Raw genomic sequence first — 19,384 nt, 5'->3', positions numbered from 1 at the left:
CATGCTACAGTCGCCCACCGACCTCACCATGCTGCGGACGAACCGCCTGCTCCTCCGCCGGGCTCTCGACACGGGCTCGGCCGACGCCGAGCTCGCGTCCCTGGGCGTGCTCTACGTCGCACGTCTGGAGCGCCTCGTCCGCGAGGGGCGCCGCGACGGTGAGGCGTCCGTCGCGGTCGCTTCCCGGCTTGCTCGGGCGCTCACGCAGACGCCCGCGCTTGAGGAGGACCGCGCCGTTCCGCGCGAGGCCCCGGCCGCTCCGCCGGAAATCCGGCGCGAGGACTGCCTCGTCCGCGAACCGGGCGAACCCTGGCGCCGTCCGAGCGAACGGTGACCGAGGTCTACCGGCACACCCGGCGCCGGTGCTGGTCCCTGCGCGAGGGCGGCCGCGTCGTCGCCCACGTCGAGGCCGTCGCGCTGGCCGGCGTCGCCCTCGTCGTCCGTCCCGGGGCGCTTGCCCGGGTGCGGAACCGGCGCGTCCGCGAGGTCTGCGCGGTCGCGCGGGGGACTCCCACCGACGCACCGCGACCGCTCGGCGCCCGCCGGCTCCGCTTCGACCCCTACGCCGACGGCGTCTTCCTCGCCGACGGCGTGCCCGTCACCGCTGCGGCCGGCGCCTGGTTCGAGGCCGACGGCTCGGCCTGGGCCGTCAGCCCTACGCCTTCCTCGGAGACCTTGCCATGATCGACGCCACTATCGCCGACCGCATTCAGGCCGCCTGGGAGAGCGGGCGATGCTGCTCGCTCGTCGGCCGTGCCGCCCGGGCGCGCGTCATGAGGGCGGCCCGTCTCGTCGAGGCCGGGCTGCTGTCGCCCGACGAGGCCCGCCGCGTCGCCGAGCGGGCCGAGGCGCTCGCGCTGTCCGTCGAGCCGCTCCCGGCCCCGCCCGTCAGCGACGACGCCACGGAGGCGCTGTCGTGACCAGCACCCGCATTCTCGCCCTCGCCATCGCGCTGCTCGCCGCCGTCCCGGCCGCCGCGGCGGAGGCCGACCGCTTCCCGCAGCCGAGCGAACGCTGGCTCTACGACGTGCGCGTTCCCGCCGGCCCCGGCCGGCAGCGTTTCAGCCGCGTCGATGCGGTCCCGGGCCCGTCCGGCTCCTGGCGCGTCACCGTCACGTGCGGCACCGTCTCGACGCGCACGGGCCGCGAGACGACGGAGCTCGCTGCGCGGGGAGAGGCCGGCCGCGGGCGGATGACGGCCATCGGGGGCGGCTGGGACGTGCCCAAGCCGGGCGGCAGCTTCATCATCGACGAGCGGACCGACGCGAAGAAGGGGCAGTTCACTGACGCGCGCTGCGCGTCCGGACCGGGCGACCTCTCGTCCGGCGATTGACGCGGAAAGGCCCGGTTCCCGAGGGGGGAACCGGGCCGCTCTGGTAGCTAACCCTGCTTAGCTACGTATTCCCCGCACCGGTCAGAAGCCGGGGAGCAAGGCCTGCGGGGGCTGCTGCGGCGGCCGAACGCCGAGGGCCTTGGCGTAGTCACCACCCCCTTGCCGGTCACCTTCGTCACGGGGCGGGGCTTGCCGCCGAACTGCTCCCACCGCACGGTGAAGAGCCCCTGGTCGATGAGGCGTTGCTTGGCCACGTTGCCCTTGTTGAGCTCGAACACGTCGCCGCGGTCCTTAAGCTAGGCGATGAACCGGTTCGGCCTTTGCCCGAGCGCCTTCCCGGCTGCCTGGAGCCCCCAGGTCCCGTCGCTGTCGGCAAGTGCCTCGCAGAACTCGACCGACGGCCGCGCGGCCTCGACCTGGGCCTCGGCAGCGAGGCGGCCGGCGCGCTCCTCCTTCACCTTCTCCGTGTACCGGCCGAGGAGGCCGCGCAGGACGTCGGGGTCGTCGAGCAGCGCAAGCGGGTCGGGGCCTACGACCGGCTCGGGAGCGGTCATCAGGGCGTAGGACCCGGTCCGGCGAATGGAGGGCAGAACCTCCTCGGAAACCCAATCCTGGAAGCGCTCGATCCGCTCGATCATGCCTGGCATTGCCTTGGCGCTCGGCTTCCTGCCAAGGACCGCCTAGTAGAAGCCGGGCTCCGAGATCACGGAGACGTTCTGGGCGCCGCCAAGGGTACGCACTGAGTGCGTACCCTTTTGCTTGTCCTTCAGTAGGCGGGTGACGTCGGAGGCGGCACGGTGGCCGAGGACCTCGGCGACCTGGGCGGCCACAAACCACGGCTCGCCATCGATGATGATGACGTCGATGGGTAGGCCGTGGTCCGGAGGCCCTCGAACCCGCCGACGAGGCCGGTGCACAGGACGGCCGCGGCGGCGGACCGCTTCAGCCGGGATCCCGGCTTGGACGTCGACCGGGACACGGCGGCCAGCGCCGGATTTCCGGCGGCCGCCCGGGGAGCGGCGTTGGCGGTGCCGACGGCGACCGCGACGCCGAGGCTGCGAAGGAAGGCGAGCATCAGGCGGCCTCCCCCGAAACCTCGGGCTGCGCGATGAAGCGCGCCCCGGCCGCGACGAGGTTCGTCACCGCGTAGAGCGCCGCGAACCACACCGGGTCGATGGGCGGCGCCCCGGCCAGGACCGACATGCCGAGCACGACGGACGATGCCACCGTGGCCAGGAGGTTGAGCCGGAAAGACCAGGAGTGCTTGGCGACGGCCTTGGCGTTCGGGACGATCTTGGGCTTGCGCACGGTCAGGACCTCCGGCGGTTCGAGCGGGGCGGCCGCGGCGGCCGGGGCGGTGACGCGTCGCCGTCGCCATCGTCGTCGTCCCGCCCGAACCGGCGCAGGATCTTGCCGTGGTCGTGCAGGGCGCGGGTCAGGTCGGTGCCGGTCCGGACGAGGGTGAACCCCAGGTCGCGGTCGGCCGGGTCGAGGGCGATGCGGGGAAGCGCCAGGGCCTGCTCCGGGGGCCGCCGGGCCTCCTTGATGCGGGCGAGGACGTAGGCGCCCCCGGCGAGCAGGCCGCCGACGGCAACGGTGCCGAGGGCCTTGAGGGCGTCGGCGGGCAGGCCGATGAACGTGGCAAAGAGGTCGATCAACGGGCGGCCCTCCGGAGGATGGCGGCGCGGGCGTCGTTCGTGCCCTGGTCCCAGACGGCCCGGAACGCGCAGTAGGCGTCGACGAGGGCGAGGACGCCGTAGGCGCCGACGCCGGTGTTCCAGCCGGGGTAGCCGTCCCGGGCGAGGAGCCACGCCAGCCCGGTCCAGACGCAGGCGCCGACGGCGGCGGTGACGAGGCGGATGCTCGGGGAGTGGCGCTTCGAGCCGTTCACCCAGAGGCCGAGCATCCTGATGACGGCGACACCGCACAGGGCGGCCCCCCAGGTGCCCTCGGGGGCGATGTCGGAGAAGGCGTCGAACGTCGGGCGGCTGAAGGTGGCGCCCGGGAGCAGGAGGGCGACGGCGACGCCGAGCAGCACCAGCGCGCCGACCCACTCGGCCTCGCGACGCTGGTGGTAGCCCCCGAAGGGAAGCGCGCGGTTCACGATGCGCCCCCCTTGCCCTTGCCCGCCGGGGCGGGTTCCGCGTCGGGTACGTGTTCGGACACGGGATCGGTCTCGACCGGCTCAGGCGGGGCCGGGAACGGGCTGGGCGGTAGGAGCTCGCCGTGGCGCACGATGCCCTGGCCGCCGCAGCGGCCGCAGTGGACCTCGCTCCAGTCCATGCCGGGTTTGATCACCGCCAACATGCCCGCCTTGCAGGCGTCGGCAGTGGTGCACTTGTCGAAGGGGAAGGGCTTGTCGGTCACGGGGTCACCCCGAGTTCGAGGACGGTCCGGGGCCGGGCCGGGACCTGGGAAGCGGGGCCGGCCGGGGGCTTGGACGCGCGCGCCAGAACCGTGACGACCACCCCGTCGGCGACCCGGACCTTCATGGCCTCGGGGAAGGCGACGACGTTCCCGGTGCGGTGCCCGGCGGCCATCAGCACCCCGCCGACGTCGGCCAGCCGGGCGCGCACCTGCGCCAGGTCGTGCCCGGCCTTGCGCAGGACCGGCATGGCGCGCTGGTCGTCGATAGTCTCGTCGAGGACGGCGCCGAGGTACCGCTCGCAGTACCGGCGGACGGCGTGGTCGGTGACCCGGGCGCGGGGCGAGGTGGCCGTGACGTGGGTCATGCCGCCGTGGCCCCCAAGGCGGCCAGGGGAGCCCGCTGGCGGCAGGGACGGGACGGGAAGGCGGAATGGGCGGGCGACGGTGACGGGTGCACGGGCGGGGCTCCGAGGGCGATGCTCGGAGCGACCCCCCGGTGCCGGTATTCGGCTAGCCGTCGGAGGCGATGTCGTAAGTGCGGCGGTCCCCGGGAAGGCCACCCGCGAGGGAACCAAAACGGAAGAGCCCCGCCGGCGCGAGGTGCGCAGCAGCGGGGCTCAAGCTGTGGTGCAGCTACCGGGTCACCGGATGCCCGCAGTGTAGGGCCACGGGGCGCGAGGGACAATGCCGCCGGGCAGCCCGGGGGCCACTTTCAGAGGAGGCGCGGCGGGAGGCGTGTACGGGTCGTGCCCCTGCGAGATGAGGTCCTCGGCGATGGGCCGCAGCATGACCGGTAGGCCACGGATCGGGGTGCCGTCGACGTCGTAGATGACGTGGGGGTGCGGGTCGGGAATGGCGACGACGGCGGGGTGGCAGGTGGTCATGTCGAGCCTCAAGGTCGGGCAGAGACGGTCAGGGACGGCAGGAGAAGGGGCGCGTGGGTGTGGAGAGGTTGGGACGGTTGAGTGCGCTGTACGGGGCTCCCTGGACGACGCGCGAGGATCAGGTGCGGAGACTACGGCACGAGGTTCGGGAGCCACGTCCTGTAAGGGCCAGGGGACGTCAGGGGCGGCGTCTACGAGGGACGGGGTAGAGACACGAGGGCCGGGGGTAGAGCCCGCGTACGAGCCCGGCAGGACCGCTCCAGGGCCTTCTATAACCGTCGAGGGTATGAGTTCCCGGGGGGAGACCGCGACGACCGCCGGAGGGTCTCCTATAAGCGTCGAGGGTACGACGACCGGAGGGGAGACCGGGGGCACGGTCGAGGCATCTCCGGCAAGGGCGGCGACCTCCACCAAGGGGGCGGTCCCAGGTTCCACGGACGAAGCCCCCAGGGGCTCCGCCCCCGGGAGGCCCGCCCCCGCCCCCGCACAGTGTAGGCGAGCGACGGGGTAAACCGTTGTACCCGAACCAGAAAGTCTGTTGCGGGTACGGTCGAGGACCTCGCCCATGACACCCTCGACGAACCCATGGTGCCGCCCCGGGACGATGAAGGAGTCGTGCACCGGCAAGCACGCGACCGACGCCGTCGTGCACTCGTCCATCACTTGCCCGGCCATCTCGCAGTCGATGCGCATGAGACGCACGCCGGCGTCGCTGTTGAAGAGATGCCGGATGCCCTCGTGCCGCTCCTCAATGCGCGCCATGACAGCCTTCGTCGTCTCCCAGGTCATGGAGAGCGGCCACACCCGGCGACCCTTCTTGTCGCGCTCGAACCTCTTTTGCATCAGGGATCTCAGCGCCGCCGTGGCGGTCGGCGCGTTAATGGCGGTGTTCACCGCGCCCTTCAGTTGGGCCCGGGTGACGCTATCGGCCCCCGGGACGTCGTAGGCGTCGCCGTCGAGGCGCAGGCCGCACATAGCGTAGGCGAGGTCCAGGTGGAGGCAGCTCCAATCCGGCTCCTCCTCGCAGACGCGCTCGCCGTTCAGGAGGAGCTCGGACCGACGCACGCCGGGCAGGCCGGTCCAAAAGCCATACATGCGCCCGTGCAGGTCGAAGCTCCGCCTGGCGAACATCTGCACCATGTAGGGGTGCTCCTGACCTCGGACACAGACCCACTTGCCCCTGTCTGACATCGCCCACCAGTGGTGGTCCGAGAACCGCCAGAGCCGCTTCGCCACAGCCGCCGGGTCGACCGACAGGTGGATGCCGGCACGTTCCTCGTTGCGGCGCTCCATGGTGCGGATGATGCGCTGGACCTTCTGCGTCTTCGGCAGGGCCACCGGGTCACCGTTCTCGTCCCGGAGCAACACGGGCACGCGCGGGCGCCGGTGCTCGACGGCCTCGCCCTGCATGGCCGCGACGAGAGCGTCGGTGGCCCAGAAGGCCGACTGCAGCCGGTCCGCCTTTTCCTCGGCAAGGTGGGCGCCGCGCTTGGCTCGGAAGCCGTTGAGCAGCCCCATCTTGGTGAGCGCGTCGACCGTGCCGAGGACGCGGGTGCGTCCGAATGGGGTGTCCTCGTAGCGGTCCTGCCGCCACCACTCGCCGCTGCGCGAATAGGAGATGCGGCCGCCGCCGCCGTCATGCCGGACGAGAGCCTGGCCAACGATGGCGCGCTGGACGGCGCGGTCGTCGCGCGTGCGCCCGAGGGGAATGCCGAGGCGCGCGAGAGCGGCCTCCGGCACGTGATGTGCGAAGGACAAGGGCGCGTCGTCGCCCTGGGAGAAACGCATGTGCTGAGCCCGTGACCCGAACCTCGCGGATCGCCGGGGCACCACACCCGACGCGCGAACCTCAGCATGTTCCGTGCGTAGCAAGCATTTGAAAAGGCCGGCTGTTTCGGCGCTGCGGATGGGTCCGGAAGGGATGCCCCGCAGAAGGCACGGAAACGAGGGCTACACGGGATCGACGGGTCGCGTGGGCCGCCAGCCACAAAACTTTTTTTCGGGCATCAGGTGACGCTCCCTGCGCCTCGGCGCTGGCCGATTTGGCGAACTCGAATGACTGGCGGCGGCGGAGAGGCGATCTAATCCTGCGCGCCGCCCGGTCCGGCCCCTCGTAGCCTGGAACGGGACACGCTCGGCGCGCCATCGTGCCGGGCATGAGCACCCGCTTCCGCGTCGAGACCTGACCTACGACGACGGCACGGTCACTCGCGAGGTGGCCGAGATCGGCTACGAGTGCGCCCACTGCGGCCGGTGGATGCGCGAGGACGAGCGCAACGGCGCCATGGAGGGCGCCCCCTTCGTCGCGACGACGCAGGCGAAGGAGAAGGGCAACGTCGGGTTCTACACCTGGGCGATCCACTCGAAGGACCCGAGCCACCGCTGGGCCCTCATCATCGCCAAGTACATCTCCCAGCGCGCCAACCCGCAGGAGCGCCAGGACTGGACGAACCTGTGGCTGGCGCTGCCCTACGTGGTGGCCGTCGAGGGGCGCCTCGACCGCGCCGACGTCGTCGACGGGGTCCGGCAGCGCATCCTCCGCAACATGAGCGTCGGCTTCGACCGCTCGGAGGAGGGGGCGCCGGCCTAAGAGCTCTACAACGTCGAGTGGGACTGGCCGATCATACAGTTGAATAACCTCTCGACCGACATCAACGCCTTCGTGGCGGGCATCGACGCCAACATCGTCGACAAGACCTACGCCACCCAGAACCTGTTCGGGCTGCGGCACGAGACGGTGGTGCGCCGGAACGCGGCCGCCGCGGCGCGCGCGCAGGTCGCCGGATTTTCGGCGGCGCCACCGCAGGCGCCCGCGGGGAGCGCCCCCGGCGCGTCCGGACGGGCGCGGGGCACGCGCGCGGCCTCGGGCGGCTCCGGCGCGCCTGCGCAGCCGCCGATGTGGGACAAGGAGGCGACGACGGTGGCGCAGAGCATCTACGCCCAGGTCGAGGCCGAGGAGCAGGCCGAGCGCGACCTCGTCGACCAGGCCTTCGTCGCCGACGCCGCCCTCGACGCGTTCGAGCCCGCCGTCGAGGCTTAGTCCTCGCCTCCGCCGTTGGCCTAGCCGGCCTTCGGCGTAAGCTCCTCGACGGCCGCGGCCGCGCGGTCACGCGCGCCCTCGGCGTACTTCACGCCCGGGTGGTTCGGGTCCATGCCCTTGTCGAGCATGTCCTGAAGAGCCGCATCCGCCTCGTCGCGCGCCCGCTCCATCCGCTTGCGCCAACCCTCGCGGATCTTCCCCATCTGGTCGCCCGGCTCGCTCATGTCGTCACCTTCCGTCCTCGGTCGCGGTCGCACAGGGCGGACCCTGGCCCGACGCAAGGGCGCGGGATTTAGAGCACGTCGGCTCCCCTGTCTCCCCCCACAGTGCCGCGCCCTGAAGGGCGTGGCCTAGATCGGGACACGCCCCCCCCGGGGCAGCCTTTCCGCGTCACCCGGAGAGGCACGTTTGCCCCAGGCCGCCACCACGTCGACGAACAGCCGTATCCCAGCCCCCGCCGGGTCGCCGGACGTGCGCTTTGCGCGCGGCGCCCGGGCGGCAGCCATCGGCGGCCAGAGCCTCGCGTCCTGGAACGAGGACGACCACTCGTTCGAGTTCTTATACCAACGGCCTGAGAGGGTGACTCGTCGTGTTGCGCCTTGGGTTAGCTTCTGATTCGATTGCGGGATCAGGAGAGTCTGCCATGGCCGGGATCGCCATCACCCGCACCGATTTGACCGCCGAGGAGTTGCGGTCCGCCTCCGCCACGGCGCCCAGCATCCTGGCGGCCCGGCGCATGCTGGCGCTCGCCCTGGTGATGGATGGGGCCGACCGCACCGGCGCCGCCCGCTCCTGCGGCATGGATCGGCAGACTCTGCGCGACTGGGTCCATCGCTACAACGCCGAGGGACTCGCTGGTCTGAACGACCGCAAGGCGCCGGGGCGGGCCGCCAAGCTGACGCCCGAGCAGAAGCAGCAACTGGCTTCTCTGGTCGAAGCGGGACCGGACTTTGACAAGGACGGCGTGGTGCGCTGGCGCCGGGTCGACCTGCAGGCACGGATCAAGGAGTCGTTTGGGGTCGAGATGCACGAGCGCACGGTCGGCAAGCATCTGGCGGAGTTGGGCTTCGTGCGGCTCTCGGTTCGCCCGCAGCATCCCAAGGCCAGCGACGAGACCCAGGACGCTTTTAAAAAAGCTTCGCCGCGCGCGTGGCAGAGATCCTGCCCGACCCCGCCCGCGCCAAGCCGCTCGAGATCTGGTTCCAGGATGAAGCCCGCGTCGGCCAGCAGGGCACGCTGACGCGGGTCTGGGCGCGCAAGGGCACGCGCCCGCGGGCTCCGCGCGACCAACGCTACAAGTGGACGTATCTGTTTGGCGCTGCCTGCCCGGCACGCGGGACCAGCGCGGCTTTAGTGCTGCCGACGGTCAACACGCAGATGATGTCGCTGCATCTGGCCGAGATCAGCAAGCAGGTCGCGCCGGGCTCGCACGCGATCCTGGTTCTGGACGGGGCTGGCTACCACGGCACGGCCAAGACGCGCCGCCCGCGTGGCCTAGTCGTGCCGGACAACATCACGTTGATGCATCTGCCAGCGTCATCGCCGGAACTGAACCCGATGGAGGTGGTCTGGCAGTACTTGCGTCAGAACAAGCTCGCCAACCGGGTGTTCCGCGACTACCGCCAGATCGTCGATGCCTGCTGCGACGCCTGGAACTTCTTCGCTGACAACCCAGGCCTCGTCACATCCATCACCGCCCGGGACTGGGCACAGGTCAAACTCTAGGGCCAATGGTATTACTCGCGTCCGAGACCCCCTGCCGGTCCTACCGGTTCAGCCCCGACGGCTGGGACATCGTCGATGTCGACGAGGTCCTGAGCATGGACGGCATCCAGGACGTCAACCTGCTGGTCGGCGCCCGGGGGCAGGCGCGCTCCCCGGCGCTCGGCGTGCCCGCGGTGCTGGAGACGGCCGCCCACGGCACGCTCCGGCTCACCGTGTCGTTCGGCCGGCAGGAGCTCGACCAGGACCGCGGCGCCGGAAGCGGTGCCGGCAAGGTCGGCATGCTCGACGCGAGCCCGACGGTGCTCGGCCGCCCTGGGGCTCGCGAGCGGCGACGCCATCCACGTCGAGGGCAGCCTCTTCTTCGTCCGAGCCCCCCTCTCGAACGGCAAGGCCCGCATCCGGGCCGACCTGGAAGCCGCGCAGGCCTCGCGCGCCGAGTGGACCGACGCGGACGGCCGCGCCCGGGCCGGGACGGTCTACCTCGCCGGCTGCTCGGGTCCGGACGGGCGCGTGGACCTCGCCGTCGGCGCGACCGCGGCCGGCCTGACGCGGGACCCGGCGCTGTCCGGATTTTCGGACGGCGCCCGATTCGAGACCGACGACGACGGCGCGGAGTTCGAGGTCCTCGCCATCATGGCCTGGGCGCCCGGCTGGACGCGGCTCGCCCTCCGGCGCTTGGCCTAGTGCGTGACGTCGAGCCGGGTGCCGTAGCTGTCCGGCAGCTTGTACGCGGCCAACTCGTCCACCGTCGACCGGTCGCGCTCACGGTCGCGTGCCCGCGCTTCGTCTTCTGCGATGCTGGTCTGCAGAGTGAGGATGCTCAGGATACCTCCGATGAACGACACCGAGCGGAGCCCCAGGAACACGAACAGGGCGGTCAGAACCGCCGGGAAGACCTGCGACAGGTCAAGCGACAAGGAATAGGTACCTGCCTCAATGGGCAGTGTTGGCAGACCCCACTTCAGAAGCTTGCCGAGGATCGTGACCGCGCACGCGATCAAGGCGTAGAGGAACAGGCCTCCGAAGACTTTGATCTGTCGGTCAACCGCGGCTCCGAGCGCCCGAATGCGCATGACCGAGAACCCACCAGCGCGGATGGCGGTGGCTCCAAGCGCCATGGCGGGCACGAAGGCAGCAATCAGGAACCCCAGGACGGTCACGATCTCGGCAGCGCCCTCGCCGTAGAAGCTAGCGGGCATGGCATAGCCTGCGGCGGCTCCGCAGAGCACCGCCACGCTCAACTCCCAGCCGGCGAAGCGCAATCTCATTCGATCAACCCGGCGTCCCGATATCTGGCCGCCGCCTCTTGCAGTGCTCTCCAGGCATCCTTCCTGTCAAGAACGTTCCCTTTTCGTTCTATATCTACCTGATCGCCCAGCCGTTCAAGCCTGCCGCGGTTGTTTCGGACGCCGTCACCCAGCACGATGAGGTCGTCCTCCGGCACGTTCCGGAGCATGGACATGGCCTGTTCGCCTTCGAGCTTGTAACGGTTGCGCCCAGCCTTGAGAGTGATGTCGAGGTTCAACTGAAGTGTCGCACCGTCTCGCCGCATAAGGTTCTCGATGATTGACGTGTCGAAGTTGGCGGCCTTCAGGATGGCCAGGATATTGGTCGTGACCGAGACGCGCTTCTCCGAGTGAATGGTTTCGTCAGGGTCCTCGAACTCCAATCCGGGCGCCTGCAGCGGCGCCGGCTTCAGCCTTACGAGGGAAACGTCCTTCAGCTTGTCTACCGTGTCATCGAGGAAGAGCTTCGGGATCAGCTTCATCGGGACATTGCGCTGAGCGATGGGGCACTGGTCGCAAAGAAGCCAGCGCATGTACCGTTCAAGCATCGCGCTGGTCAGGTCCTGCTCGATGACGAGGACGTGGTCGCCGCGGATGAGAAAGAAGCTCATCCCTTTGAGGACCTCGGCGTCATTCGGCTTCACCATGTCGCGGACTTCGAGCTCCGCGGCGGTTTGACCGTTCTGGTACAGCAGCGAGATGTTGGCTGCTGGGTCAAAGCGAACCAGCTCGCCGAAGATGTCGCCGCTCGCGGTCGGAAGCCTGCCGTTCAGGATGATGGTCCCGTGGTCCGGGTCCGCATAGGTCCGGAGCCGCACGTCGTCAGAGACGGCCACGCCTTCGATCTGATGCTTAAACGAGGCGCCGACCGACGCGGCCAGGGAGGCGGCGATTGCGGGTTCTGAGCCTCTGAGAAGACGCCTGTAGTGTATCCGGGTGGTCTTTCGAGGCATCGGGCCCTTTGTCCTGCTCGTCTCTCCCGAACTGACAATTGCACCCAGGGACCAGGAAATCGAGTCCTTAGTTGTCCCGTCCCCGGCGGCTATATGCATGCCCCAGCGTCCTTAGGCGCGATTCTGTATTGGCGCTTCCGCAAGAGCGGGTGGCTCTGACCAACCGTACGAAGGCCATCCTTCGCCCGATGGTCGTGAGGCACCGCGCTGAGGCGACGACTTGCCGGCCCCGTCGCCCAGGTCGAGGTCGCGGGAAGCTGCCAAGGGCTTGGTTTGGGCTGGTTGCCGAGCAGGCCACCAAGTATGCCGCCCAGCCCGCCGCCAGTCCCACCGAACGCCGTTCTTGTGCCTGACGGTGCCGGCGTGGGCTGTGGCGCGGGCCGGCCTCTACGGCGTCGAGGGCGAGCTCAACGACGCCGATGCCGCCTTGGCGGAGCGCCGCCATCCGCGGGAGCATGTCCGACGTTGCGCTTCGTCCCCGCAAGGCCTCCGTAGCAGCCGAGAAAGGCCACAATACACCGACCGCCGGATTTCCGGACATACGCCTCGCGACACTCACCTTAGTCCATTTCGCCATCCCAGCGGCGGCTGGCCGCCGGCGGCTACACGTCGGGAAGGCCGCCGGCTGCCGCGACGTCCCCAACGACAATATCTTCTAGGCCCAACCGAAGTGGTTACGGGCAGCACCGAACACCCAGTTCCGCTGCCGTTGCTTCAGCAGTGCCTCGGCCGAATTGTCGATGACGGCGGTCGGTGCGCCAAAGCGGGCGTATCGGTCGTACTCCTTCATGAGGTCGAGCAGGATGAGCGACTGCAGTTCCCAGCCCGCCTGCAGGTAGTGGGCGAGGTAGTGGTCCGCCTTGGGTAGGCCGTTGCAGACGTCCGAGCGCAGGGCGATCAGCACGTTGAAGTAGGCCATGGGCTGGTGGCGCGCGAGAGTTTTTGCCACTTTCAGGATTTGCTCGACGGAGCGCTCCGGCGACCGATTTGCTTCCTGCACAGACCCCCTGTAGCAATGGACAACGAGCCAGCCGCCGCCGCGCAGCAGGATGTCGCGCCTACCGCCTCGCCCCCGCCCAGCCTGGGACATCAGCGCCCCGATGGTGGACGACTTACCGGATCTCGGCTCGCCGATGACGGCCCAAAGCCTGACCCTGTACGCAGGCGACGGATTGACTGTTTCGCTCATGCTGACAACCTGAATGGGCCGCCCTGTGAAGGCAAGGTGTAGGCCAGAATTAGCTATACCTCTGGAGCGAATGGTGAACGCGCGGGTCAGGCGTCAAGGTTGACTGGTGGAGACGGCCGAGCTTGGCGTACCATCCGACTTATAAGGTCGTAACCGCCGCTACCGCCATCCGACTCCGCCATGACGACGTTCGACAGGACCGGGCACTACCGGACCAACCAGCACGGCACGACCTTCTGGGTCAGTGGGCATACCGTGAGCCGGGACGATTGGCCGTCTGGCCTGCCGCGGCCGGTTATGCGGGCCTACCTGTGCGACGATGCCGTCTTGTCCTCGCGAAACGTGACCATCCCGAACGCCCGATGTCCGGTGTGCTACGAACCGGTCTTCTTCTTCATGGCCGCTAACGGCGGCCGCGTCTTCTTCGACGACCTGGGGCCACCCTGGCCCAAGCATGGCTGTACGATTTCACCGACGGTGGACGTACCCGGCTTCGCCGACGCGGACTCCATAGCGAGATGGCTCCAAGGGCGACGCGATGCGCTTGGACCCTCGGCACCCGACGACGCACTGTCGGTACGCCCAGATTGCATGCGGGGCACTGCACGGATCGTGCGTCGTCGCGGGACGACAATCGCCGTCGTCGAGACTGACGAGGGCACTTTGGCTTTCCAGATTGAGGGCGCGTGGGAAGGGCGCGCCTCGAAGACGGTCTTCTTCCGAAAGGTCGAGCCGCCGGACGCGCCCGAGGCCCTAGAATACCTCTCGCCGGAACTTACCGTGGTCGCTATGCGGGTGGTCGCTGTTGTCGAGCTGCCGACTAAGCCCTCCATAGATGATTTCCCCGCCATCGCCGAACTCGGTATCCCAGAGGTCGAGGTCTGGTTCCCAGCTTATCTCCGTGGCTTCGCGCGCGGTCCGCGTCTAAAAATCGGGGGACACGTCGTCGGAGTGGCCGGTAGGCTAGGTCGGTCCCGCGTGGTCTTGCTGCCGCTGGCCGCTTGGTTTGACAAGGATGAGGACGACTGGGTCGGGGACGATGCGGAGTGCGTGGACAATGGCTTGCGCCAGGTGCGCGAGTGGACAGGGCGGATCGCGCGAATGCTCGACAAGTCCAGCAAAACCCCCAAGGACCCTCTGTACCGCGATGTCTTCGTGTGGCTCGTGCCTGAGCGGTCCTGGGCGTTCAATATGGAACTCACTGTCCGCAACCTGTCCTATTTAGGACGCCCCCGGTCAGGGACCTCGCTCGGGCCGCCACCGGTCCACGTGGTACAGGCTCTGGAAAGCGAGATCGAGGAAGGGCTCTGCGAGACCCGTTTCGGCCTGGAAGAGCTTACGCCAGGGGAGCGAGCCTACTTGTCTGAGGGTGCGAAGCGGCACACTGAGAAACGTTGGCTCGCAGCTATGTTAACGGAAGCCGGGCTCGACCCGATCTTCGCGCGTCTGGAAGGTGAAGGGGTCCGGTTCCAGTTCATGGGCACAAGGATTGGTCTGCAGCTCCGATGGGGGCAGCAAGCCATCCTGCCCGACGGGCGCAGATTGCTCGTCCTCCTGCATCTCTCCTCACTGGAACTCGGACTCGCCTTCGTCCATTTCGGCGCCCCCGTCGAGGACGAGTACGGCTTCGAGACCCACCAGGCGGATGCGATCTTCCATGCTAAGCGGCTAGCAACGGTTCTCAAATTTTTAGGGGCTGGTCCGGAATGATCCTGAGCCAGCGCTTCTCCGCCACAATGAATTGTCAAACAAGAATTTTTCAAAACTCATTGTCAAAGCATGACATAAATAATTCGCTGATAAAAATGCATATATATCGAATTACTCAAAAATATGAATTCGGAATTCGGTTGCTATCACATTACAAGATTTTTTCGAAAATATAATAATTGATCAAAATTAAAAACCGTGCCGCATTCGATGCAGCGTAAGATGTTGACGGTGGGCGTCGCGGAGGTCGGCAATCGGCGGGACTGCGTCAAAGGCCAACGCCTGCCGAGCAGCCTCACCAAGAGACTGCGCGGCAAGAGGTCGTCCATCGTCAGCGAAGCTGACGAGGCCGCGATCAAAGGCTGCATCCCATAGAGCTGAGAGCAGAAGGCCGTTGTGGACGTTAAGACGCTCCGCGTCGCTGCAATCGGTCCAGGGCACAATGTGCGAGGCACGCAAAAGGGCGGGCTCACTGATGCCGGTGAGCGGGCAGCGCCCGCACCAGTACTCCATCAACGCGTCCCGGAAGATATTTTGGCCGATGCGCGCGATGACGAGCCGCTCGGCCTCGGTCGTAGCCGGCAGCCCGACAGTCGCCGTCCTGAAGCGGTCGAGCGGCAGGTCCGGCAGGCTGACGCCGAGACGGTAGGCGCGGCCAAGTGCGGCGTAGAGCGCGTCGAGGTCGAACAGCACGAAGGCGCGCGCCGGCGCCCCTACCTCGGCATGAGGTAGGCTGGCGAGGTCGCCCGCTACGCCCGGATGGTCGACGGCAAGCCACCACGGCCCGCGCGGCGCTCGCCCTGCGAGCCAGATCCGGCCCCGCGCGGTAGTGGATCGATAGGCGCGCCAGGACCCCTCGGGCCGGCCGGGCAGCCGGAAGCCGTTGGCGGCCGCGGCCTTGTCGAGTTCGGTGCGCACAAGGAAGCCCGGTGGGTCATCCGGAAGCTCCACGCTGCTCATTCCGCCGCGATCCGTTGCTGCGCTAGCCTGTCGTAGGCCGTCAAGACGAGGCGGCGAGTGCGATACTCGTCGAAGCGCGCTTCCTCGTTCTTTTTGAGCACCCGGAAGGTCTCAGAGGGATACTCCGGCCCCTTCACGTCGGCGGGGTCGAGAACGTAGCGCAACTCGTCGCGAGTGAGCCCGTAGGCGTGCGCATACCATGCGTCGAGCTCCGCCCGTAGTTGCGCCCGCCGGTCCTCGTTCCAGACGAAGGGAGGGCCATCGTAGCCGAGGTCGCGCGCGAACGGGGCCAGCGCGTGGCTAGTGAATGTGAGCTCCAGCACCCTCGGAACGATAAAATCTAAATCTACAGCACCGTAAAAATCTGGCAATAACACAGGTAGTTGTTTGGCAATTTCAATAGTCAGATGCGTTCCGCCTAGTTTTTGTCTAGCTACATAATCGAAGACAATTGTATTTAGGTTCGCCACAAAACAACAACACAGCCGCGGGTCATTTTTGACAAAAAGAATATGAAATGTATTTCCTACTGCACTATGTGGAATAACAGCAGAAATTATTGTCCTCTCATTTGTCGAATTAGTGATATTTCTCCAACCAATGAGCCAATCACGCTTCCATTTTCTATTTTTCATTCTTGATATTAAATCGTGCTTTGAGGCATAATAGCGGGGAGTGACATCGAAATCCACGCAAGATTTTTCAGATATATGCGTATCTATAAACTGATTAGAAGAAGATGCGTAGCTGCTCCATCTATGGTCAAATATGTTGACCATCTTAGCTTCGTACAAAGGTTTAAAATTTGCCATCTCGTCGGCGGTCAAGCTCCGGTAATTAGATTCCGTAAAAAATATCTTGCTATCGTAAGTCATGTCAAACATTTTTGTTATATAATCAAATTCCCAGTGATTCGACAATCGCCCCGCAGCGTCGAGATGCAACACCGAAGATCGTGAATATATCTTCGCAGTTAGATCGGCGTCAATGCGAGACCGAAAGATAGGCGCTGTTTGTGTGTTGGGATTTATTCTTGCAATATCTGAGGATTTTAGTGCAAATTTTCGCTCGTAATCAGCTATTTGTGAGGTTTTATTAAGGAAAAATGCGAAATGTGCCTCGTGAATATTGCTTCCAATCGTAAGCAAACTAAATTTGAAACTGCGGTGAACAGATGGAAAAATACCGTCTCGGTTCTCAAAGTCGATCAGCTGCGCAAGCCGACTCTCGGCAACCAACGCCGCAAAGAACGGCGCAGTAGTCGAATCTGTCGCGATGCCGGTCGGCACGATGACGCCGGCCCGACCGCGTGGGGACGCAAGGCGTAGAAAGAGCTCAGCGAAGAGCGCGTAGGTGTTCACGTCGCCCCGCCCAGTGAGCTCGAAGCGCCCGCCTTCATCGCCCGGTACGCGGGCGAAGACGGAAGCGGCTTCGGCAGTGCGCTTGGCAGCCTCGAAGGCGTCGTGCAAGGCACGCTCGCGGGTGCCGAGGGCGGCACTCTTGAGAGCGGCGATGAGCCTCCCACGTGCCGCGGCGTTGGGCGCGCCCGTGATCTCGGGATCAAGGGTCGCGAAGAACTCCTGCTCCTGGAGCTTGATGCGCTCCCAGGGCGGGTTGCCGAGGACCGCGTCGAACCCACCTCGTGCCATCGCGACTGGGAATTCCAGGGGCCAGTGAAAGGCGCGGGCCTCTTGCGCGAGAGTGTCTGCAAGTGCGCAGAGCCGCGCCTCGGGAGTACCGCCGGTGAGCGCCGTGCGCACGTCGAGGCTCGTTGGCACGCGGTCGGGGGTCTGGGCGCGCGCGAGGCCGTCAGTGCGAAAGGACTTCCGGCGCAGGAAGGCCACGACGTAGAGATCGCAGGCGCGCTTACGGGCGCCCCAGCCGGACTGGGCGCGCAGGCGTGAATAAGCTGCGGCCTTGGCGGCTAGAGCCGCGACGTCGTCCTCCGGCATGGCACGCACTGCCTCGGCCTCGCGCGCGAGGTCTCGCGCCGAGAGGTGGCCGAGGAGGTCCCCCTGGGCCGCCTGCTCTCGCTGCAACCGATTGACCTTGCCGGCGACCTTGGCGGCCGCCGGGTCGTCGCCGCTGAGCGGCTTGTAGGCGGCATCTGGGATGCCGCGGTCAAGGCTCGTCAAGTCAAATACGCCAAGCAGCGCATCCCCGCAGCGGATATTGGCATCGAGGAAGCCTAGAGGAAGGCCAGGATCGATGGTTTCGATCCAGAGCGCGACCTTGGTCAGTTCCACCGCCATCGGGTTACGGTCAACGCCATGGATGCAGGCGCGCACAACATCGCGCAGAGCGTGGCGAAAATCCTCTGCTGAGGCGATGCCACCGGTGCGCAGGCGCGCGAGCCGCGTTGCGATGCGTCGGGCTGCCGCGAGCAGGAAATGGCCAGAGCCGCAGGCGGGATCGATGACCGTCACAGAGAGGAGCGCCGCGGCCGGGTCCTCCGCCTCCGCCGTCACCCGGTCGAGGACGGGGTCGAGGGCGGAGTCGAGCAGTACCTGCACCAGGCTGTCGGGCGTGTAGTAGCTGCCCGTTGTCTTGCGGGCATTACCCTTGGTCTCGGCGCCTTCCGCGAAGGCGAGGCCGCGCCCATCCTCGGTGAGCCGGGGTGTAAGTTCGAGCAGGCTCTCGTAGACCGAGCCTAGTTCCTCCGTCTCCATGTCGCGCCAGTTCACCGGCACCAGCGCGCCCTCGTCGTCGAGCCAGGCGAGGCGGTAGAGTGCCCGCATTAGGTCGCGGTTGGCGAGCCGCGCGCCCTCCAGGTCCGGCAGGGTGCCGTAGGCAAACAGCCCGTCGAGGGCCGGCAGGCCCAGGCGAGGCTCGCCGCGCACGAGCCCGGCGAAAACGACGAGCAGGCCCTCCCAGCGATCGTGGTGCTGGTCAAAGGCGCTGCGGCGCACGGCGCGCTGGCGCAGCAGGCCTAGCGCGTAGCCCTCCGCGTAGAGCTGCCGTGCGGCGGCGGGCGCGTCAGCAGGGTGTAGCAGGCTGCGGTCCTCCGCGGCGAACAGGAAGATCAGCCGGTAGACGAGGCGCAGGCACTGACCGAAATAGTCCGGCAGCGCGAGGTCGCCGCGGGTGAGGCGTTCACGTAGGGCTGCATTGGCCGGATGGGACAGGAAACCGCTCCCGAGCGAAAGCAGGGCGGCCTCGACGCCCTCGCGCAAGCGCTCCCGCGCAACGGCGCCCTCGCGGGCGCCTGCCTCTCGCCAGCGTTCGAGCGCGCAGTCGGTCACCGGCGTGCCGGGGGCGCCGAAACGGCTCGCGTGTACGAGGAGCCAGAGAGCCGCGAAGTCGGAGAACAGGTCGCTCTCGAAGATGCGGGCGAGGTCGGCCTCGATGAAGGCGGGGCGGGTCAGACTGGCGTTGTCGCGCATCAGCCGAAGGCGGTGCCCATTGCAGGCGAAGCCCCACAGCGCGTCCTTGGTCGCGTTGAGCCAGTCCTGCACGGCCGAAGCCGGCGAGACGCGCCGGCCGTCCGAGGGTAGGTGCGGGGTTGGCCGGTCGAGGCCGCCCTCCTCGGGTGCCGCAATCACGACGGGCAGGCGCCCGCCGAGCCCCTCCATGGTCAGAGCATAAACCCGTTCGCCGAGCTCCCGGCTGCCGACCCGGACGAGGTCACGCACGCCGAGCACCTCCCGCAGCAAGCTCTCCGCGAAGGCGACCGTCGCGGCCTGGGAGGGCGCTCGGGCCGCCGCGAACTCGGCATAGAGCGCTTGTCCGATGCGGAAGTAGCGGGCGATCTCATCGCGCAGGGTCAGGCCCTTCGGCACACCATAATCGGCCTCGGTTTGGCTCCCTGCGCCGAAGCGCGCGACCTGGGCGAGCAGCGCGGGGGCGATCAGCGCACCCTCGACGCTGAGCGCATCGAAGGCGAGCGGGGCGGGCCGGCGGGAGCGGCGGAGAGGAGCGGTTATGCGCGCCATGCTGT

Annotated in this window: 23 protein-coding genes; 9 read left to right on the top strand and 14 right to left on the bottom strand. The window is 67.5% G+C overall.

All coding sequences use genetic code 11. The features are described from left to right. Position 1 precedes the first annotated feature (1 nt). The 4 genes from HBB12_RS21525 to HBB12_RS21510 are packed head-to-tail and all read left to right on the top strand — an operon-like array spanning position 2 to position 1,333. Positions 2 to 334: a hypothetical protein gene (locus tag HBB12_RS21525; protein ID WP_236991219.1), complete on the top strand. Its 333-nt coding sequence runs from the start codon at positions 2 to 4 to the stop codon at positions 332 to 334. Beyond that, positions 331 to 684 carry a L5-gp82 domain-containing phage-derived protein gene (locus HBB12_RS21520; RefSeq protein ID WP_236991218.1) on the top strand — a complete coding sequence of 118 codons (354 nt, stop codon included), beginning with the start codon at positions 331 to 333 and terminating at the stop codon, positions 682 to 684. The genes HBB12_RS21525 and HBB12_RS21520 overlap by 4 nt, the downstream gene beginning before the upstream one ends. Then, positions 681 to 920, top strand: coding sequence for a hypothetical protein (locus tag HBB12_RS21515; RefSeq protein ID WP_236991217.1), 240 nt, complete (start codon positions 681 to 683; stop codon positions 918 to 920). Before HBB12_RS21520 ends, HBB12_RS21515 begins: the two co-directional genes overlap by 4 nt. Beyond that, entirely contained in the window at positions 917 to 1,333 is a 417-nt protein-coding gene (locus HBB12_RS21510) for a hypothetical protein (RefSeq protein WP_236991216.1), read from the top strand. The genes HBB12_RS21515 and HBB12_RS21510 overlap by 4 nt, the downstream gene beginning before the upstream one ends. A 296-nt stretch (positions 1,334 to 1,629) precedes the next feature. Here HBB12_RS21510 and HBB12_RS21505 read toward each other — a convergent pair whose 3' ends face one another. The 8 genes from HBB12_RS21505 to HBB12_RS21475 form a co-directional block, all read right to left on the bottom strand. Further along, entirely contained in the window at positions 1,630 to 1,971 is a 342-nt protein-coding gene (locus HBB12_RS21505) for a hypothetical protein (RefSeq protein WP_236991215.1), read from the bottom strand. Positions 1,972 to 2,013: 42 nt separating this feature from the next. After that, entirely contained in the window at positions 2,014 to 2,163 is a 150-nt protein-coding gene (locus HBB12_RS34545; protein ID WP_442919302.1) for a BRO-N domain-containing protein, read from the bottom strand. A 244-nt stretch (positions 2,164 to 2,407) separates the two neighbouring features. Beyond that, on the bottom strand, positions 2,408 to 2,641 hold the full coding sequence (locus HBB12_RS21500; RefSeq protein ID WP_236991214.1) for a DUF7940 domain-containing protein: 234 nt from the start codon (positions 2,639 to 2,641) through the stop codon (positions 2,408 to 2,410). Positions 2,642 to 2,643: 2 nt separating this feature from the next. Then, positions 2,644 to 2,991 carry a hypothetical protein gene (locus HBB12_RS21495; RefSeq protein ID WP_236991213.1) on the bottom strand — a complete coding sequence of 116 codons (348 nt, stop codon included), beginning with the start codon at positions 2,989 to 2,991 and terminating at the stop codon, positions 2,644 to 2,646. Next, positions 2,988 to 3,437, bottom strand: a complete 450-nt coding sequence (locus HBB12_RS21490; RefSeq protein WP_236991212.1) for a hypothetical protein — start codon at positions 3,435 to 3,437, stop codon at positions 2,988 to 2,990. Before HBB12_RS21490 ends, HBB12_RS21495 begins: the two co-directional genes overlap by 4 nt. Beyond that, on the bottom strand, positions 3,434 to 3,700 hold the full coding sequence (locus HBB12_RS21485; RefSeq protein ID WP_236991211.1) for a hypothetical protein: 267 nt from the start codon (positions 3,698 to 3,700) through the stop codon (positions 3,434 to 3,436). Before HBB12_RS21485 ends, HBB12_RS21490 begins: the two co-directional genes overlap by 4 nt. Beyond that, positions 3,697 to 4,065 (bottom strand): hypothetical protein, encoded by a 369-nt coding sequence (locus HBB12_RS21480; RefSeq protein WP_236991210.1) that lies wholly within the window; start codon positions 4,063 to 4,065, stop codon positions 3,697 to 3,699. The genes HBB12_RS21485 and HBB12_RS21480 overlap by 4 nt, the downstream gene beginning before the upstream one ends. 276 nt (positions 4,066 to 4,341) lie before the next feature. After that, positions 4,342 to 6,372, bottom strand: coding sequence for a hypothetical protein (locus HBB12_RS21475; RefSeq protein ID WP_236991209.1), 2,031 nt, complete (start codon positions 6,370 to 6,372; stop codon positions 4,342 to 4,344). A 427-nt stretch (positions 6,373 to 6,799) separates the two neighbouring features. Between HBB12_RS21475 and HBB12_RS21470 the strand changes: the two genes are divergently transcribed. Together HBB12_RS21470 and HBB12_RS21465 are read left to right on the top strand one after the other, a co-directional pair. Beyond that, complete coding sequence (locus HBB12_RS21470) at positions 6,800 to 7,174, top strand: hypothetical protein (protein ID WP_336886945.1); 375 nt, start codon at positions 6,800 to 6,802, stop codon at positions 7,172 to 7,174. 39 nt (positions 7,175 to 7,213) lie between these two features. Next, positions 7,214 to 7,624 (top strand): hypothetical protein, encoded by a 411-nt coding sequence (locus HBB12_RS21465; RefSeq protein WP_236991208.1) that lies wholly within the window; start codon positions 7,214 to 7,216, stop codon positions 7,622 to 7,624. Between the two features lie 20 nt (positions 7,625 to 7,644). On the opposite strand, the gene HBB12_RS21460 is transcribed toward HBB12_RS21465, so the two are convergent. Next, on the bottom strand, positions 7,645 to 7,848 hold the full coding sequence (locus tag HBB12_RS21460) for a hypothetical protein (RefSeq protein ID WP_236991207.1): 204 nt from the start codon (positions 7,846 to 7,848) through the stop codon (positions 7,645 to 7,647). A gap of 419 nt (positions 7,849 to 8,267) precedes the next feature. On the opposite strand from HBB12_RS21460, the gene HBB12_RS21455 reads away from it, so the two are divergent. Both HBB12_RS21455 and HBB12_RS21450 read left to right on the top strand, forming a co-directional pair. Beyond that, positions 8,268 to 9,349 (top strand): IS630 family transposase gene (locus HBB12_RS21455; RefSeq protein WP_236991206.1). Its coding sequence is split into 2 segments (ribosomal slippage): positions 8,268 to 8,760 and positions 8,760 to 9,349, totalling 1,083 coding nucleotides; the frame shifts between segments, so codons are not numbered across the junction. A gap of 261 nt (positions 9,350 to 9,610) precedes the next feature. Then, complete coding sequence (locus tag HBB12_RS21450) at positions 9,611 to 10,033, top strand: hypothetical protein (protein WP_236991205.1); 423 nt, start codon at positions 9,611 to 9,613, stop codon at positions 10,031 to 10,033. Here the strand turns inward: HBB12_RS21450 and HBB12_RS21445 are convergent. The 3 genes from HBB12_RS21445 to HBB12_RS21435 all read right to left on the bottom strand — a co-directional run bounded on the left by HBB12_RS21445 (position 10,030) and on the right by HBB12_RS21435 (position 12,777). Next, positions 10,030 to 10,584 carry a hypothetical protein gene (locus HBB12_RS21445; RefSeq protein WP_236991204.1) on the bottom strand — a complete coding sequence of 185 codons (555 nt, stop codon included), beginning with the start codon at positions 10,582 to 10,584 and terminating at the stop codon, positions 10,030 to 10,032. The two genes, HBB12_RS21450 and HBB12_RS21445, sit on opposite strands and share 4 nt — an antisense overlap. A gap of 29 nt (positions 10,585 to 10,613) precedes the next feature. Then, positions 10,614 to 11,687 carry a hypothetical protein gene (locus tag HBB12_RS21440; protein ID WP_236991203.1) on the bottom strand — a complete coding sequence of 358 codons (1,074 nt, stop codon included), beginning with the start codon at positions 11,685 to 11,687 and terminating at the stop codon, positions 10,614 to 10,616. Between the two features lie 556 nt (positions 11,688 to 12,243). After that, complete coding sequence (locus HBB12_RS21435) at positions 12,244 to 12,777, bottom strand: hypothetical protein (protein ID WP_236991202.1); 534 nt, start codon at positions 12,775 to 12,777, stop codon at positions 12,244 to 12,246. A 180-nt stretch (positions 12,778 to 12,957) separates the two neighbouring features. Between HBB12_RS21435 and HBB12_RS21430 the strand changes: the two genes are divergently transcribed. Beyond that, positions 12,958 to 14,487, top strand: coding sequence for a hypothetical protein (locus HBB12_RS21430; RefSeq protein ID WP_236991201.1), 1,530 nt, complete (start codon positions 12,958 to 12,960; stop codon positions 14,485 to 14,487). A 189-nt stretch (positions 14,488 to 14,676) separates the two neighbouring features. On the opposite strand, the gene HBB12_RS21425 is transcribed toward HBB12_RS21430, so the two are convergent. Together HBB12_RS21425 and HBB12_RS21420 are read right to left on the bottom strand one after the other, a co-directional pair. Next, the gene (locus HBB12_RS21425) at positions 14,677 to 15,447 is read right to left on the bottom strand and encodes an HNH endonuclease (protein ID WP_236991200.1); all 771 of its coding nucleotides are present in this window, start codon (positions 15,445 to 15,447) and stop codon (positions 14,677 to 14,679) included. Next, positions 15,444 to 19,379, bottom strand: a complete 3,936-nt coding sequence (locus HBB12_RS21420; protein WP_236991199.1) for an Eco57I restriction-modification methylase domain-containing protein — start codon at positions 19,377 to 19,379, stop codon at positions 15,444 to 15,446. The genes HBB12_RS21425 and HBB12_RS21420 overlap by 4 nt, the downstream gene beginning before the upstream one ends. Positions 19,380 to 19,384: the final 5 nt, after the last annotated feature.

Source organism: Methylobacterium sp. SyP6R, assembly GCF_019216885.1.
Taxonomy (GTDB): Bacteria; Pseudomonadota; Alphaproteobacteria; order Rhizobiales; family Beijerinckiaceae; genus Methylobacterium.
Note: the sequence above shows the minus strand (reverse complement) of the source record. Positions and strands in the feature narration are given on the sequence as shown.